Origin of the sequence: Paenibacillus camerounensis, assembly GCF_000723885.1 — a bacterium.
Classification (GTDB): Bacteria; Bacillota; Bacilli; order Paenibacillales; family Paenibacillaceae; genus Paenibacillus_AQ; species Paenibacillus_AQ camerounensis.
This window is the reverse complement of the sequence record NZ_CCDG010000006.1, coordinates 134,111-150,742: the sequence shown is the minus strand read 5'-3', so window position 1 is coordinate 150,742 and position 16,632 is coordinate 134,111. Positions and strand designations below refer to the sequence as shown.

The window sequence follows — 16,632 nt, the reverse complement described above, 5'->3', positions numbered from 1 at the left end:
ACTCATCAATGGAAATATCAAAATTATGTTTAAAGAATTTTAGGAGTTTTGGTAACGATGGAAAAACTATAAATTTGAATAAACTTTCTGGTTTTGTAGGGGAGAATTCCTCTGGTAAAACTGCACTAATACATGGGTTAGTTAAACTTTTTGGAGTAACCTCACATGATCGAACTCTGGAAAAATCAGACTTCCATATTCCTAAGCAATCAACAGTTGAATCGATAAAGGAGCGTGAATTATCAATTGAAGCTAGAATTGATTTTCCTGAATTGGCTGATAGCTCAGCGGATGAGCAAAGCAGAACGAGTATTCCACCTTTCTTTAATCAACTTGTAGTACGTTCAACTGCTGAAGCTCCTTATTTACGTGTAAGATTAGTAGGAAAATGGACTGCTGATAATACTCCAGAAGGTGAAATTGAACAAAAGCTGTTCTTTATAACTGTAGCAGAAGGAGTCTCAGAGACAGATGAGAATTTTATCCCGGTTACGCCGCACCAACGTTCTGCAATACAAGTCTTATACGTACCTGCAGTAAGGGAACCATCAACACAATTACGTAATGCCTCTGGAACAATACTGTGGAGGATTTTAAACAATATTTCATGGCCGGACGATATTGACGAAACTATAAAGACAAAAATGGGGCCAGTAAACGAACTATTTAATGGAATTAATGGGGTTTCTCAGATTAGAAGTGTAATTAGTGATGAGTGGAAGAAGTATCACAAGGACACTCGATATCAAGATGCTAAGTTGCAGTTTAGCAGCTCAACACTAGCTTCAATATTAAGAAAAATTGAGGTTTCGTTCTCTCCCACTCATGATTTAGGCGAATATAGTGTTGATAAGCTAGGTGATGGTCTAAGATCTTTATTCTACTTATCTCTGGTGTCATCACTACTTGAAGCAGAAGTCAAAATTACAGGAAAATCAAATGCATCTTTAACTCTCCTTGCTGTGGAAGAGCCAGAGAATCATATATCACCACATTTGCTAGGCAGAGTAATGGATAACTTAAAGAATATTTCAAAGAAGAACAACGCACAAGTTGTGTTGACATCACATAGTGCTTCAATTATTAAACGTGTAGATCCAGAAAATTTAGCTCATTTGAGAATTGACCAAGAGAACTACACAACAATTGTGAAAAAGGTAGCTTTACCTGATAAGAAATCAGAAGCATACACGTATATTAAAGAAGCTGTCAGGGCTTACCCTGAAATCTATTTTTCAAGGTTAGTCATTTTGGGGGAAGGTGATTCTGAAGAAATTGTTATTCCGAGAGTTTTGGAAGTTAACAATATGTATGCTGATGATTATGGCATATCGATTGTTCCCTTAGGCGGTAGACACGTTAATCATATGTGGAAACTTCTTAATGATTTGAATATTCCCCACATTACGCTGTTGGACTTGGATCGTGAACGTGGCGGTGGAGGCTGGAGTCGTATTAAATATGGAATTAAGCAGCTAATACTTAATGGGCGAAATCCTGATGATTTATTAAAGGTATGGTATGACAATGGGCAGAGAGAAGCGATGTTAACTGACGCTGATCTTGAGAAATTTGATGATTATCCTATGAATCTGGATTGGTTGAAATCAATGAACGATTTTTGGATGCCAAGATTAAAGGAAGAAAAATATAATGTTTTCTTTTCATCTCCTATGGATTTAGATTTTCTTATGTTGGAGACATTTCCAAGAGCATACAAAGAAACAGTACCGAGAGGTCCTAGCATCCCGGATAAGAGTAAGAAACCAGAGGAGTATGCTAAGAAGATTAACGGGGGAATTATAGCTGCCTTAAAAAACGAAAATGCAACAGGTTATACTTATACGTCTGAACAACATGAACTAATGGTTTGGTACAACACTCTATTTTTAGGCAGAAGTAAACCAAGTACACATATTGATGCTTTATTAAAAATAACTGATGAAAACTTACGAACAAATATGCCAGAGGTTTTTAAAAACATTGTACAGCGGGTGAAAGGAATACTTGAAAGGAATGCATGAAAATATGTCATATATTAAACCCGAATACTGGATTCCGGCAGATGGTTTTACATTAGAACCTGCCGCAGAAATCGCTGTAAGAAATGAGATGAATAATCTTATTCTAGCAGGCCCAGGTGCAGGTAAAACAGAGTTACTTGCACAACGTGCATGTTTTCTTTTACAAACTAATTTATGTCCGTCCCCTCAAAAAATATTAGCAATCAGTTTTAAAACGGATGCTGCAGAAAACCTCAAAAAAAGGGTTGAATTAAGATGTGGTAAAGAATTAGCAGCACGTTTTGAATCAAGAACGTTTGATTCATTTGCGAAACAGTTGCTAGATCGTTTTCGATTAGGCATTCCAGAAGCTTATCGACCTGAAAAGGAATATAATTTGGTGTTTACCCCTAGAGAAATACGTGATATTGCAACTGGTTATATTACAGAGCGGCATCCTAACCGACCTAATTGGCAACACGAAATTAATTTTAATATCTTATATAAACGTTTGTCTGAAGAGAGCCTACCTATATTTGAAGATGGACAGGACATCTATTCTTGGATTCTAGTAAAACTCTGGGACATTCTAGCACATGGGAGGGGCAACCTTCAAAGTACATTGACGTTTCCCATGATTTCCAAACTTGCTGATTATTTATTACAAGTTAATCCCATGATAAAGAGGGCACTTCAACTAACATATAGTCATGTTTTTCTAGATGAATTTCAAGATACAACTTATCTGCAATATGAGTTAGTAAAGACAATATTTTTAGGAACTCCCACAATATTGACAAGTGTAGGGGATGATAAACAACGAATTATGGGATGGGCTGGAGCGCTAACAGATTCTTTTGAACAGTTTAAGCGTGACTTTAATGCAGGGCAAATTGAGTTAACACAGAACCATAGGTCTGCTCCAAGACTTATCGAAATTCAGAATGTCTTAGCCAAAATAATAAATCAAAATGCCACAGATGCCAAAGTATCTAGCCAGCATAGTAACCAAGAAGGACTGTGCCAGGTTTGGAATTTCCAGACTCATTTAGATGAAGCAACTTTTGTTGCTACGAGTATAGCAAATAGAATTAAGCAACAAAATATTTCTCCGCGCGATATTTGTATCCTTGTAAAACAACAAGAACAGATATATGGCAATGCTGTAATCAATGAGTTAGAGCGGCAAGGAATACACGCACGAATAGAAAAGGAGTATCAGGATTTAATCGCAGAAGAGTGTGTTCAGCTTATTATTGATTTTATAAGTTTAGCAACAGGGGAGAAAACTCATGATTCTTGGGTTAGGGTATCAGAAGTGCTAACCTTTGTGAATGGTTATGATATGGAACAAGATCATATTAAAATACTGAACATGGAATCTAACCTGAACGATCACATTCTACAATTAAAAAATGAGTTACAACAATTGTCTAACGACAAGGAACTTTGCAAACAAGCTCTCAGTGAGATTGTAAATGGAATTTTCAATTTTGTAGGACTAGAAAGATTATTCCGGTTACATCCTAAGTATGCAAGTGGAACTTATTTCAAGAAAACAACAAAGGAAGCAGTTGAAAAATTAACTGATGCGTATTTAAAACATTTAGATTGGAATAGTAGTATCTCGGATTTCTTGGGCTTATTTAGCGTACCTGTTATGACAATTCATAAAAGTAAAGGGCTAGAGTATGATACGGTCATTTTTTTAGGATTAGAGGATGATGCATTTTGGAGTTTTAACACTCAGACACTTGCAGATATGTGTGCATTTTTCGTTGCCTTATCGAGAGCAAAGAAACAATGCTTCTTTACTTTTAGTGCTTCCAGAGAAACATCGAGATTTGGTGATATTCAAATAAGGGCGCAGTCTAATAATAGCATTTCATCGCTGTATGAGCTTTTACAGAATGCCTATGTTGAGGTTCTAGATGTAAGTATTGTTTAAACTTAATATTATGTGCGGGAGCGGACGAAAGATATGAAAGTTCTGGGGATTGATCTTTCGGTTATTATCATTGCATTAATAACAGCATACATTGGATATCAATTTAATCACACATCTAAAAAAAGAGAAGCATTCCTCAAAGAATTAACTAACAGCTACAATGAGGTCTATTCTCCAATGTTTGAACAGCTACTTATTATTACGGAAACAGAAGACAAAACGAAGAAATTAGAGAAAATAGAATCTTTTATGGATGAATATTCGAGTAAGGATTCCAAAATTCGATTTATCGCTTCTTCGTTCTTATTGGATTACTTTTATAAGTTAAGAGGTGTTTACAAAAAGTATAAGAATGAAAACAACAGGTCAAATGAGAAAGAATTATTGGATGAAATAAAAGGGCTATTTGTGATGGTTGAAAATGAGTATTGGGATGCTCATGACATTATCTATGAAAATCATAAACAGTTTAAAAGTGATACATTTAATAATCCTATCTTTGTAGTTTTAGGAAGTCTTTTTAGAATCTTATATCATCTATCTGTATTTTTGTTTTGGATTAGTGCGGTTATTCTTTATTTTACAATTGCACACTTAATTGTGCCTCTAGAATGGGTTCCGAAATGGTGGAACATTTATTATGGCTTGTTGTTACTAGGTATGACAACTACTGTCTTTGCTATAATGATGATGTTTAAAGAAATGGTTATGAAGAAAAACAGAAGAGAAAGTAACGTCGTGAAGAATGTTAAGATAACATTAAAAAAGCTATTTCGAAGATGAATTATAACAATATTGCAAGGAGGATTGTATGAGTCTAAAAAGTATTTCGGAAAATAGGAAGTATGCTTTTTTTTCCACGTTAAAGTCAACGTCGGTAACATTAATTCTCCTCATTATTATATACTACATTGGCAATCACTATCTTCCAGTAGTACTATTTGAATATTCTAAACATCTAAAATGGTTATTAGTTTTATACCTTGCTTACTCTTTTTACATTGACTATTCAAAATTATTAGATTATCTAAATCAGGGAGACCATATTCAAAGTATTAAAGAGAAATGGAAGTATCCGATAGCTGGGTTTAAGAACGCTATTGGAAGAAATGAGGTGTTTCTAGAATTATGTGATAAAAAAATTGAGTTTGTTAAGTATACATCACCTGTTCCTTTCATTATCTTTTTTTGGGGATTAGTAATGAGTAATAATGATTTGAAAATGTTAACTGAAAAACTTCCCTATATCGGACTTAACATCAATTACAAAGACGGTTTAGTTTATTCGGGATATGCGTTGTTCGGAATATATCTTTTACTTATTAGACACTATCTACACGCATATAAAATCCAATACTTAAAGTTGCAAAAATACAAAGGCGAATTACAAACATATGAAGAAATTCTCTTGTCAATTAATGAGACTAGAAGAGTTGACTATGGAGAAACAATTGAGTTAATTTTGAGGGACAAACCATCTCCCAAAAACAATGATAGAATATCTAGATATGAGTAAACCCTTGGTAAGTAGTATCATGATAATGATGGACGGATACAATTTAAAGAGTACTAAAGGCCCTTCCCATTAAGAAGGGTTTTTACATTCCTCTTTCCAATTCCTTATTCATTTCATTGGAAGATTGCTCATTTTAAATATTCGTATCATCAACAATCACTTTAATGTACAATGAATCATCAAACTTTAGTGCGGAATTAATTCCAGATTGCTGTGAGACCAATGCTTGTAACTGGTTGTTAAATTTAAAAGGTTTTTGACTTCATTTTTGGCTATTTTAAGTTGGTCTAAGATATTTGTTCTTCAACTGATTGAGGAACAGTGTATACTTCTCAATTACATTCTTTATTCGGGAGATATTGCCTAACGAAGATTCTCCTATCTCAAAAATATAACTTTCGTTTTCTGAATTTTTCAATTCTTGTTTCTATAATGCACTCAATCCTTTCAAAATATTCGAGATATTATCTTTATACATTTAAAAATAACATACGTATTCTTGTTTCACCTAAACTACTTGCCCCTCATTTTCCGATTTGGCCGCTTCTTCATTCATTGAGACTTGTTTTTCCGTGTCTACCTCCTCTACAATTTGATTATGTCCTTGCAATTCTTGAAACTCCAATGCAGAGTTAATCTCAGATTGCCGCGCAACTAATTGATTCAATTTATCTTCAAAATCAAAGAGTTTCCCACTTTCTTTCCTAGCTGTTTCGATCTGGTGTAGTGTTTCTTGTTGCTGCTGTTTGGTTGCCTCGATCCTGTTAGGTATTTTCTCCAGCAGATTCTCCAACCTGCTTATATTGCCCAAAGCTGAATCTCCAAGCTCAACCATGTAAGTGGCTGTTCCCTTCAGATGAAGATTTACATGTTCAAAACTGGAGCGGGACAGCAGAATATCAAAGTTTTTGAATTGACCTATTATCACGGCCTGATGTTCCAGTTCAGTGACTCTGGATAAGAGCAGCAGCACTTCTCCTGCTTGGGGACGCTCGGTAAAAACTGTACCATCAAAGGTGACGGAGAACTCCTGATGCTGGTCCTGTTCAACAAGCTTCCAATCTGCCTGATATTTCTCCAACTTTTCAGCACAGGAAGCCAACACCTGCGGGTAATGTTGAATAAGCTGCCTTTCCAGCATTACTTGTTCGTTATGCCAGTTTGTTTTGAGCAGCTTGAGGCGTATGACTTCATTGTCCACTTCCATCTTCTCTGCCAGCATCGGATTGCCGACCGCAACAGCTTTTACCTCTGCTGCAGATAATACCGTTTCGTCGGCATCCTGACAGGAACGAGAAATACTTTTACCAGTCATGACTTGCGAAATATAGCGCAGTTTTTGCTCCTGAATCTGCCATAAATATGAGTCAAAGGTTCCTTTAGTCACATAGCGGAAAATACGCACGCTTTCATTTTGGTTGCCTTGCCGCAGAATGCGACCATCCCGTTGAATAATGTCAGAAGGTCGCCATGGACAGTCAATATGATGGGCAGCGATGAGCTTCGTTTGTATATTCGTCCCGGTTCCCATTTTTTGCGTTGAGCCTAACAGTATACGGACTTCGCCGCGGCGTACCTGCTCAAACAATACTTCCCGTGCAGTGTCCGTATTTACATCATGAATAAAGGAGATTTCCTGCTCCGGGATACCGCGAAGAACCAATTGGGATTTCATTTCATCGTATACATTGAAGTGCTCTGGTTTTGGCGTACCGCTGTCGCTGAAAATCACTTGGGTAAGTCGATCAGCCTGCGTCTCCTGCCAAATATCAAAGACGTTGTTAATACAAAGATTCAGTTTGGACATTGGATCAGCAGGAGCATCCTCATGAACCAGGCGTGGGTCAATGGACATGAGCTTGGCCTCATGAGTCATCTTGAGCATGTTGTCCTCTTTAGCATCGACTTCATTGTTCCGAATTTTCTCAGCCCGCTCAACAAATTCATCCATCATTTTCGCTTGATAAAGGGAGCGATCACTGATGACAATGCTTGCCTTATCGCCCTCTAATTGTGGTACGGGGAGCTTTAGCATATCGGCAGTTTGAATATCAGCAACGAGACGAAACATGCTCATTAGTTCCGGTAAATTATGAAATTTGGCAAAACGGGATTTCATACGGTAGCCGCTGCCTTCGGGCGTAATCTCTAGGGAGGAGACAACTTCACCAAACGTTGCCGCCCAATTATCAAAGAAATTCAGTCCCAGCCTTTGCAGTAAGTGGGGCTGAAGAAATCGCTGCATGACATGAAGCTCGGACATGCTGTTACTAATCGGTGTTCCTGTAGCAAATACGACACCACGACCCTGATTCATTTCCTGCAAGTATTGGCATTTTAGTAGCATGTCTGTGGCCCGCTGACTGCTGGATTTGCCGATTCCAGCTACATTTCGCATTTTGGTAAAGGTGAAGCAGTTTTTGTAGGCATGAGCTTCATCGACAAATAGCATATCCACGCCAAGCTGTTCGAAGGTGAGCAGGTCGTCCTTCTTACTTTCATTCATCAACCGTTCCAGGCGGGATTTCAGGTTGTTTTCAAATACGACCATCTGCTTAATACTCCAGTTGTCGCCTTTTTCTTTTTTCATTTGGCTAATCGTATGGGAGACGTTCCGGATTTCATCTTGCAGGAGCTGCTCTTGCCGTTCATGGGAGATGGGAATTTTCTCGAACTGTGAATGGCCAATAATGACAGCATCGTAATTCCCCATTGCAATCTTGGAAACGAACCGCTGACGGTTAGCTAAGCTAAATTCTTTCTTCGTGGTGACTAATACATTAGCAGAGGGGAAGAAGCGTAAAAATTCGTTGGCCCACTGCTCGGTCAAGTGATTGGGGACGCAGTATAAAGGCTTGTGAGCTGCTCCAATTCGTTTCAAATACATGCCAGAAGCAATCATCGCCGCCGTTTTACCTGCACCAACTTCATGAGCCATAAGCGCTGTGCCAGAGTAAATAATACGGGCGGCTACATCTTTTTGATGTTTACGGAGACTCATTTCCTGATTCATACCCTGAAATACCAGATGTTCCCCGTCATAGTTGCGTGGAGTAATCGTATTAAATTTATCATTATAAATGGAGAGTAGTGTTGTGGCCCGTTCCTTGTCCTGAAAGAGCCAGGAGGCAAATGCTTCTTTCATCTGCTGCTGCTTGGCGCGGGCAATCATCGTTTCCTTTGCATTAACCACATACTTAATTTGTTCATTGCCACTTGCATCCAGATAGGTGACCGGATCACGCACGGTAATGCTTTGCAGATTGAGGCTGCTTTCAAAAATCTCGTAAGCATTGGCTCGTCCTGTACCGAAGGTCTGGTTAACTTTGATGGAACCTCGTTCAATAGATTTACCGGCTACACGCCACGTATTGGTGTATTCGAGGTAGTCCACATCAATGGTCTGAGAGTCCTGCATGATTCTGGCCGTGCCGAATGTTTCATACATAAAAGCCCGATACACTTTGACCGGAATCCAAGGGCTGCCGATACGGAAGTCAATATCTCCTGGCAACAGCGGAGCAGGTTGGACGCGAGTGAGTGCGGCGACATTCCGCTGAAATACATCCGGGTACTCCTTCGCTTTGAGCGTGGCATAGGCGAGCTTGTCCTTGACGTTGCCGGATAAGTATTCTTCATCCAACTCCCAGCCTTCATCTGCATCACCTGTATAGGCTTGCGGATTTTGAAAAATGCGTTCTCCCAGCGCTTCTCGCACTTCATCGGTTGTTATTTCACAGAGATGGGCGATATATGGCAGGTCAATGCGTAAGCGGTGATTCAGGCATATTTGCAAGGCTTCCAGCGGATCATCCGTATGTTCTGGCAAGGTGTTAATCTTAATTGTCGGGCGATTAAAGATAGCAGCTTTCATCCAGATTTTATCTTCGGTAAAATCTTCAATGGAGCGCAACAACGGTAGTTGGTCATCATCGGCAAATGCAGAGGTGTTGGCTCGTTCATTAATAGCGCCATGCTGATGAACGAAACGGTCATAGATATGATTCAATTTGGATTGAGCTTGTTCCAGTTCTTCTGTTTCATAGCCGTATTCACGGGATTGAATTTCGATGACGTCTAGCAGCGCCGCGCGTATGATGCATAAGCCTTTGATGCGATCTGCTTTTTTTCCTTGGATGTCTTGAGGGAGAAGAATACCATTCTCACAATAATAGATGCGTTCTTGTTCGACGATAAACGTAAAGTTTTTTGTGCCAGGTGGTGCTTTTCGGACGGGTTCTTTTTCCTCATCCAGTAAGAGGGAGGAGCTATTGTTATGGGGTTGAGCTGCCTCATTCGGCAAATCTGGAAAATGAGCTTGTAGTGTACCCAGCGCTTGCTCCAGAGCAGGTAGCAGAGGTTGTCCTTCATATGGAATACATGCACTGGATTTCTCTGCTCCATACATTCCCCGATCCCATTGCATTTGTCCGAGCAGCATTTCAGGATGGGACATGTAATAACGATTGACGGGCACACCATCTGGCGTTTCGCCAACCTCGATCCATTCGGGCATGTCTGCTTGGGTGAGGGGAAGCGGTGACTCCCGTTTTTGCAAAAATACAATATCTGTAGTGACTGTAGCGCCCGCAAGAGATTGGAAGGTCGTATTGGGCAAACGAGCCATGCCGACTAGTTCAGCCTTTTGTGCGAGGATCTGACGTACACTGGAGTCTTGTTTATCCATTGTGCCTTTACTGACAATAAAAGCCAACATGCCGCCAGGCTTGAGCAAGTCCAGCGAACGGATAAAGAAGTAATCGTGAATGTAGTGACTGTTGCTATAGCGGTGATCATGAATACGAATGTTATGAAACGGGATATTAGAGAAGATAGCATCAAAGCGTTGTTCGCGCCAGTCTATGGTTTCAAAGCCCTGGATATGAATGGTCGCCTTGGGATAGAGCTGTCGTGAAATTCTTCCTGTTAGCGAATCCAACTCCACGCCATGAAGTTCAGCATCATCCCATTCAGGCGGCAAAACGGAAAAGAAGTTTCCACTACCCATAGAAGGTTCCAGCAAGCGGCGTCTAGCACCAGAGGTGAGATCGAAACGAAGTAAAGTCGCATGGATGGTCTGAATTAAGGATTGCTCGGTATAGAAGGATGTAATGGTGGAGTTACGAGCAGCTGCATATTCGTCTTCATCTAAAAGTTGCTTCAGTTCGGCATATTCGCTTTCCCAGCCAGTCGCAGTAGGATGAAAAGCATTGGCTAATCCGCCCCACCCAACATAACCGGCTAAAACATGCTGTTCATCTGCTGTAGCTTGCCGCTGTTCTGATTCCAATTGCTTGAGTAGCCGAATCGCCTTCACATTCTGCTTATACTTGCTCTTTGGGCCAGACACAAAAGGAGATTGTTCGGCTTGAAAGCGATAATTTGTCATAGTGGAGGGATTGGGTTGAGCATTTGGAGAAGATATTATACTGTCATTGGTGGTTTCGGTGTTTATGAATGGAGAAGGAGCATCTTGATGTTGACCATCAGCATGATTAAATAAGTTTTGCTGGTCATCCTCGGACTTTTTGAAATCATCTTCAATTTCTACTTGCTCGTTCGAATAATTAAATAACGTCCATTCTGGCTCTACAGGTGGAAAAGGAGCTTTGTGTTCGTCATAGCGTCCTTCTGCAATTAATTGAAGTAATGTGTCACTGAATTTCTTCCATTTAAAATGTTCTTCATGCGATCCGTTTATGTCTTCCCAGGAAATCGTAATTCCTTTGCCATCAAACATATAGCCTACAAGACCATTCCCAAAATCGCCTCTTGCTCCGCTGATTCCATACAGTGGTTTTAAAAAGGAGATAAGATCAGCCGATTTAACAGGATGGCTATCTATTATGAACTGATAAACATGTTGTTTTGTTGCCCAGGAGCTTCTATTACTTACAATCAAATAGGCCAGCATGTCTTCTCCGCTTCGCTTTTCGGTAGGAATCGCATCTTTGTCGCGCATAAAAAAAGAACCGCTTGATGGCGGCTCGGATGAGGTGGGGGAAGGGAGACTTTCTTCAATTATTGCGGTTTCAGAATGATGTCGTTCATTACCAGTTCCTCGGCTGTTGATTTGATATGGTTCAAATGTCGTGTCCGTTCCAGTGTGTCGTCCGTCTGCGGCATGGGCTGAAGGTGAAGTAGTTGGTTGGTCAATTGCTCCATCCGTTCGATTGCCTCCTGTTCGACTTGCTGCATTTTCGTCATCAGATTGCCCTCCATCTGGAGAATCTGAAAGCGTTGCGGGTGGTGATTCCGCAGATGATTCAGTGCCAGTCGTCCGAATTTGCCCAGGGTTTGTTGATCGGTTGTCGCTTCGTTCGAGATTTGAAGGCTCGGATACAATAATCCGTCCACTTCGTGGTACGTCAAGGTCGGTTTGTCGGGATGTTTCATGAGCCAAGCTCCTTTCTTGTTCCATTATTTTTACGTAACGAGCAATGTCTGTGAGCAGACTTCGAGCGTGATTATTGATCTGATAGCCCAAGCGTGCAGTTAGTGAAAGAGTATCAAAATGAATGATGGTTGAAAAGTCGGTATGGTTCGGTTCGGGCAATTGACAGCGGCGATGGATGATATAGCGAACACTATCTTCTATTACATCCCCCATGTGCTGTTCAAGTCCAAGCATGGGAATACTACCTAAGAAATGCTCGTGAATATCATGTTCAATGCCTTGCAGCCACTCTTCCCAGGATGAATGAATCGTGTCATGCACAAGCCGGGAGATGGCTTCAGCAAGGTTGAGCGTATCGTAGGAGGTGAGCCGCCCAGCTAATTCGTCTGGATCAAGCTGCTCTAAGTTCCAGACAGCAGGCGCCAGCTTGCCTGTTGTTTGGGTGACGTCGAACAGATGGCTTATTGTCGGAGTACCTTGTTGGAAATCACAGACGGCAATGCCCTTTTCTCCTTTTCTCACATAACGGCCTAGCTGATTCCACAATGGCAGGGGAGCCAGCATGGTTGCGTCCGAGCGTTGGGTATAAATAAGCAGACTGTTGTCAAAGGAGTATTTGTATATGGATGCAGCAAAAAGCAGGTATTGTTTCCAGGCGTCTCCGCTGGCAGTGATGTCTCCAATAGCGGATGCGTATAGGTGGTGCAAGGGCTGAATGCGGCTCATATCAGACTCTCCTTTCTAGTTGGAGTTAGGTAGGCGCTAGACGATTCAAGCTTCGTGTTCATATAAAGAATGGTGATCTGTTTCTGTTGGTGGAAAGGCAAAGTACGGCTGCTCCAGACTATGTGCATATTCCGCATAACGAAGTTTAATCGCTTCAAAAAAGTAAGGCATCAGTCCAGTGTCAAATAGTTGATATGGACTATAATTGCGCGGATGATCGCGTCCGGTTTCAGCATCTCCGGTATAGCCGTTGTACAGGTTAAAGGCAAGACGAGTCATTTTTACAGAGGTACTGGTCTGCCAGCTTTGTTCCAGTGCCTCTAGGCTAATGGCTTGTTCTTCGTAATCGTACAGATCGCGGATATGCTGCCGGGTTTGTGGTGTAAGCCCAAGGATATAAAAGAAAGCTTGACGATACGGATCATATTGGCTGTGAGTCATGCGAAGATTTCCCTCGTAAAACTGTTCATGTTCAATGTCTTTAAAGATGAGGTTCATGTGTGTTGTCCTCCTTATTTTCATGGGATGATTCGTTCGATTGTTGCCGCTGATTGACGAAAAACATTTCCAATGCCTTGTCAATGATCTCCTCAACCTCAGCGGCCTTGTGAAACGAGGAAAAGTATTTTGCATATACTTTATGTTTGAGCTTGAAGGGAGCTGGCGTTTTATTTCGCGGCTTGCGTGTCGCTTCACCGGACAAAATTCTGTCTGCTTGCTCATCTGTTAAATGGCCGGAGTATTCACGCAGGAGTTCGGCCTTTTTCATATCTACTTTATAGTCATTCCGTGACAATGCCTCATGGACAACTTGCTGTTCTGTATCGTTCAGATAGGAAAGGCTGACCGCAGGGTATAACCCGATCTTCGTATCGTCTACCATTGCTTTGAGTGGAGGAGAGAGTTTGTTCATACGAAGTAGACGGGCGACTGTATTTTTGGATAGTCCATACTCATGTCCCAATTTCTCATCACTTCTCAACTTCGTACCTATTAGGGGCGAAGTTTCATTTTCCTTGTAGTATTGCGGGTTTTCAAGCGTTTTTAATTCTTCAATAATGTCATTTCGTTTTCCCTGTGAAAACATATCTGAATAACGAAGTGACAACACTTTTGCTTTTTCTGATGGAAACATATCTGAAAAGGAGCGCTGCAACACATTGGTTTCAACCACATACATAAGCGCTTCTTCGTCGGTGAGATTATCCTTCACAATTGCAGGCAATTGTTCAAGTCCTAGCGATTGCGCCGCGTTCATCCGGTTATGTCCAGCTAACATTTCGTATTCATAGCCATTCTCATCGGCTTCAATTTTTCGCAAAATAACCGGAATAAGAATACCGTTACTTTCGATGCTGCTAACCATATCCGCCAAGCGTTCACCTTCATATAAGCGGAATGGATGGTCTTTATACATTCTGATTTTGATGATCGGTACAGTTTGAATTCCAACAGTCTGTTCGAGTGAAGGCTGGTCTTTCTCCGTTAGCAACAATAACTCATCGATGCTGGTGAGTTTGGGAACAGGGCGCTTAGCAGTCACTGGACATCAGCTCCTTTGCCAGTTCTTGATACGCCGCGGCTACCTTGGATTTGGGTTCAAATTGAATAATGCTCTGGCTGTAGAAATTAGCTTCGCCAACTTTGACGGACAGTGGGATTTGCACATCGAAGATACGGAAGGTTTCGCGGTAGTAAACTTTGACCAAACGAAAAGCCTCCTTGTATAAATTGGTGCGGGTGTTGCACATAGTCATCAGGATACCTTCAATGATGATACGCGGATTAATCCGCTTCTTGACTTTAACAATGATTCTGAGCAACTGAGTCAATCCTGTGGCAGACCATAGCTGCGGATTGACGGGAATGAGTACACTATCACTGGCGGCCAAAGCATTGATCGTTAGCAATCCAAGTGAAGGGTTGGTGTCGATAATGATGTAATCATAGTTAGGCTTCATCGGTTCCAACAGGGATGCCAGCGTTTTCTCACCGCCCATTTCATCCCGCAAGTTAATCTCGGCAACAGACAATTCAATATTGCTCGGAATGAGGTCGATATTGCCGTGTGAATGAATGTACTCCTCGGCAGGCGGCAGCGGTTCGTCACTCATAATGGCGTTCATGACGTTGAACATGGAAAACTGGAGTTGATCCGGCTGTTCAATGCCAAAGCACATCGAGAGATTGCCTTGCGGATCAAAATCAACCAGCAATACTTTTTTTCCTTCATTAGATAAAGCATAAGCCAGATTATAGGCAGTAGTCGTTTTGCCTGTACCGCCTTTCTGATTGGCAATGGTAATAACCGTTGTTTTAGACATTTCAATTACCCTCCCTGAAGCAGATGCTTCATTTTTTTGTCAATGGTAGGGAGCGGGCTGATCTGTTGTTGTTTTTCCTGAGTTCTTCCCAAGTTCTCTCCAACGTGCAAAAATGGCTTCTTTTTGCCCTGATGCCAGGAACCTTTACGGGACTTGGGGAAAACCAAAAAAACCGCGAAAAACCTTGATTCTACAAGGCTTTTCGCGGTTTTTAAATTCCTCTTCATGGACTTAACTTCTGCTATCTTCTTAATAGCAGTCGCGACTCAAAATCGAGTGGGAAACCGTGGAGGTTCGAGTCCTCTCGCCGGTATAGCTAAAGGGTCCGTTAGAGATTATCTCTAACGGACCCTTTTTTTATTACTGATTAACTCGTTTTCGTTAGGTTAAACGGTTATTCTTCTAACTTCATCAGCAGCTGATGAATACGCAGAGACATTCCCGCAGGTTCTTCTTTCATGCCGCGTACGATCCAGTCCTCAATAACCCCGACTACTCCTGAGGCAATAAACAAACTTTCCGTTTCTTCATTCAATGATGATTTAGTACGATCTCTGCTATCCTCAAGCATTTCCTGTAAGATCTTCTTTTTAAAAAATTGCTTAAATTTTTCGGAGGTTAATAATGTGTCTTCCGGATTAGTAAGCAGGTTAAATAAAGTTCTGTTTCGATAAATGTAGTCTGTAAGTTTATTAATAAATTGCATAATATCATGATGATCCTTGATTGGAAAGGAATCATCATAGAACTGATTTAACTGATCAAACATTTCAGCTTCAATTTCATTATATAAATCGTAGATGTCCTGATAATGCAAATAAAAAGTACTTCTGCCGATGTCAGCAAGCTCCGAGATTTCTAAAACGGTTATTTTAGAAATAGCCTTAGTATTTAATAATGTCAGAAAGGCCTGTTTTATCGATGCTTTAGTTTTAATAGATCGTCTATCTCCCACAATTAACCCCGTTTCTGTACAATTAGGCTTCGCCTGTTCATTAATAAACAAATAAAATGGATTGACTATACTATTTTATACATCTGCTGTTTACAATAAGAAAAATCAAAGGAATATAAGAGGTGATTCACGTGAAGTCATTTCGCTTGGCCCAAAAGGATGAATTACAAGAAGTTGCTGCTTTGTTAACTGATTCATTTTTAGAATATCCGTTGTTTCCGCTAATTTTGACCCAGGATAAGGACTATAAAGAAAACTTGTACAGACTTAATTATACTAATACAAAATCATATTATCAGCAAAATGCGTGCTTTGTAGGGATTCTAGACGGAAAAATTGTTTCTGCTGTTCTGCTGAAGAAAAGCGGGGCAAAGGGACCGGGCTTTGCTCAATATCTGTTAAACGGCGGATTAGCACTGGCTGCTCAGCTTGGCATTAAGCGGATTTTTAATATCCTGGGGACACTGGATAAAATGAAGGAGGCTTGTAATCGTTACGGGAAGGAGAGCTGGTACATAGATTCCTTAGCGGTGGCGAAGGGTTTTCAAGGAAAAAGCCTGGGGAGCACCTTGTTTAATAATTTTCTATTCCCTTACATTAGTGAACGCGGGGGCGGCCGGATCACACTGGTTACCCACACGGAGCTGAACAAAAGGTTTTATTGTAAAAATGGTTTTAAGGTTTTTAACGAATTCGGTATTGGGCCAAAGGGGAATTCAATACCGAATTATAGCTTCGAGCTGAACATTAACCCTGTGTAATA

Annotated in this window: 10 protein-coding genes; 5 read left to right on the top strand and 5 right to left on the bottom strand. The window is 40.7% G+C overall.

The annotated features are described in order from the left end of the window. The first annotated feature begins 8 nt into the window (after window positions 1-8). From BN3772_RS02465 to BN3772_RS02450, 4 genes are read left to right on the top strand one after another with little or no spacing between them, the layout of a single operon-like run. Entirely contained in the window at window positions 9-2,024 is a 2,016-nt protein-coding gene (locus BN3772_RS02465) for an ATP-dependent nuclease (protein ID WP_042196280.1), read from the top strand. After that, the gene (locus tag BN3772_RS02460) at window positions 2,017-3,951 is read left to right on the top strand and encodes a UvrD-helicase domain-containing protein (protein WP_244444666.1); all 1,935 of its coding nucleotides are present in this window, start codon (window positions 2,017-2,019) and stop codon (window positions 3,949-3,951) included. The genes BN3772_RS02465 and BN3772_RS02460 overlap by 8 nt, the downstream gene beginning before the upstream one ends. Before the next feature lie 33 nt (window positions 3,952-3,984). After that, window positions 3,985-4,734, top strand: coding sequence for a hypothetical protein (locus BN3772_RS02455; RefSeq protein ID WP_042196277.1), 750 nt, complete (start codon window positions 3,985-3,987; stop codon window positions 4,732-4,734). A gap of 28 nt (window positions 4,735-4,762) precedes the next feature. Further along, window positions 4,763-5,467, top strand: a complete 705-nt coding sequence (locus tag BN3772_RS02450) for a hypothetical protein (protein ID WP_042196275.1) — start codon at window positions 4,763-4,765, stop codon at window positions 5,465-5,467. A gap of 508 nt (window positions 5,468-5,975) precedes the next feature. Here the strand turns inward: BN3772_RS02450 and BN3772_RS31680 are convergent. From BN3772_RS31680 to BN3772_RS02415, 5 genes are all read right to left on the bottom strand, one after another. Beyond that, window positions 5,976-12,590, bottom strand: a complete 6,615-nt coding sequence (locus BN3772_RS31680) for an SNF2-related protein (protein WP_042196273.1) — start codon at window positions 12,588-12,590, stop codon at window positions 5,976-5,978. A 45-nt stretch (window positions 12,591-12,635) separates the two neighbouring features. Next, window positions 12,636-13,088 carry a DUF6075 family protein gene (locus tag BN3772_RS02435; RefSeq protein ID WP_042196271.1) on the bottom strand — a complete coding sequence of 151 codons (453 nt, stop codon included), beginning with the start codon at window positions 13,086-13,088 and terminating at the stop codon, window positions 12,636-12,638. Further along, complete coding sequence (locus tag BN3772_RS02430; RefSeq protein ID WP_042196269.1) at window positions 13,072-14,133, bottom strand: ParB N-terminal domain-containing protein; 1,062 nt, start codon at window positions 14,131-14,133, stop codon at window positions 13,072-13,074. The genes BN3772_RS02435 and BN3772_RS02430 overlap by 17 nt, the downstream gene beginning before the upstream one ends. After that, complete coding sequence (locus BN3772_RS02425) at window positions 14,123-14,914, bottom strand: ParA family protein (RefSeq protein WP_042196266.1); 792 nt, start codon at window positions 14,912-14,914, stop codon at window positions 14,123-14,125. The genes BN3772_RS02430 and BN3772_RS02425 overlap by 11 nt, the downstream gene beginning before the upstream one ends. A gap of 394 nt (window positions 14,915-15,308) precedes the next feature. Continuing rightward, window positions 15,309-15,869 (bottom strand): TetR/AcrR family transcriptional regulator, encoded by a 561-nt coding sequence (locus BN3772_RS02415; protein WP_042196421.1) that lies wholly within the window; start codon window positions 15,867-15,869, stop codon window positions 15,309-15,311. A 131-nt stretch (window positions 15,870-16,000) separates the two neighbouring features. Between BN3772_RS02415 and BN3772_RS02410 the strand changes: the two genes are divergently transcribed. After that, a complete protein-coding gene (locus tag BN3772_RS02410; RefSeq protein WP_052380341.1) occupies window positions 16,001-16,630 on the top strand; it encodes a GNAT family N-acetyltransferase in 630 nt (209 codons plus the stop codon). Window positions 16,631-16,632: the final 2 nt, after the last annotated feature.

Excerpts from the sequence above, each read along its gene's own strand:
- BN3772_RS02465 (WP_042196280.1), top strand. The coding sequence starts at position 9 with ATGGAAATATCAAAATTATGTTTAAAGAATTTTAGGAGTTTTGGTAAC.
- BN3772_RS02455 (WP_042196277.1), top strand. The coding sequence starts at position 3,985 with ATGAAAGTTCTGGGGATTGATCTTTCGGTTATTATCATTGCATTAATA.
- BN3772_RS02460 (WP_244444666.1), top strand. The coding sequence starts at position 2,017 with ATGCATGAAAATATGTCATATATTAAACCCGAATACTGGATTCCGGCA.
- BN3772_RS02450 (WP_042196275.1), top strand. The coding sequence starts at position 4,763 with ATGAGTCTAAAAAGTATTTCGGAAAATAGGAAGTATGCTTTTTTTTCC.
- BN3772_RS31680 (WP_042196273.1), bottom strand. The coding sequence starts at position 12,590 with ATGAGCCGCATTCAGCCCTTGCACCACCTATACGCATCCGCTATTGGA.
- BN3772_RS02425 (WP_042196266.1), bottom strand. The coding sequence starts at position 14,914 with ATGTCTAAAACAACGGTTATTACCATTGCCAATCAGAAAGGCGGTACA.
- BN3772_RS02435 (WP_042196271.1), bottom strand. The coding sequence starts at position 13,088 with ATGAACCTCATCTTTAAAGACATTGAACATGAACAGTTTTACGAGGGA.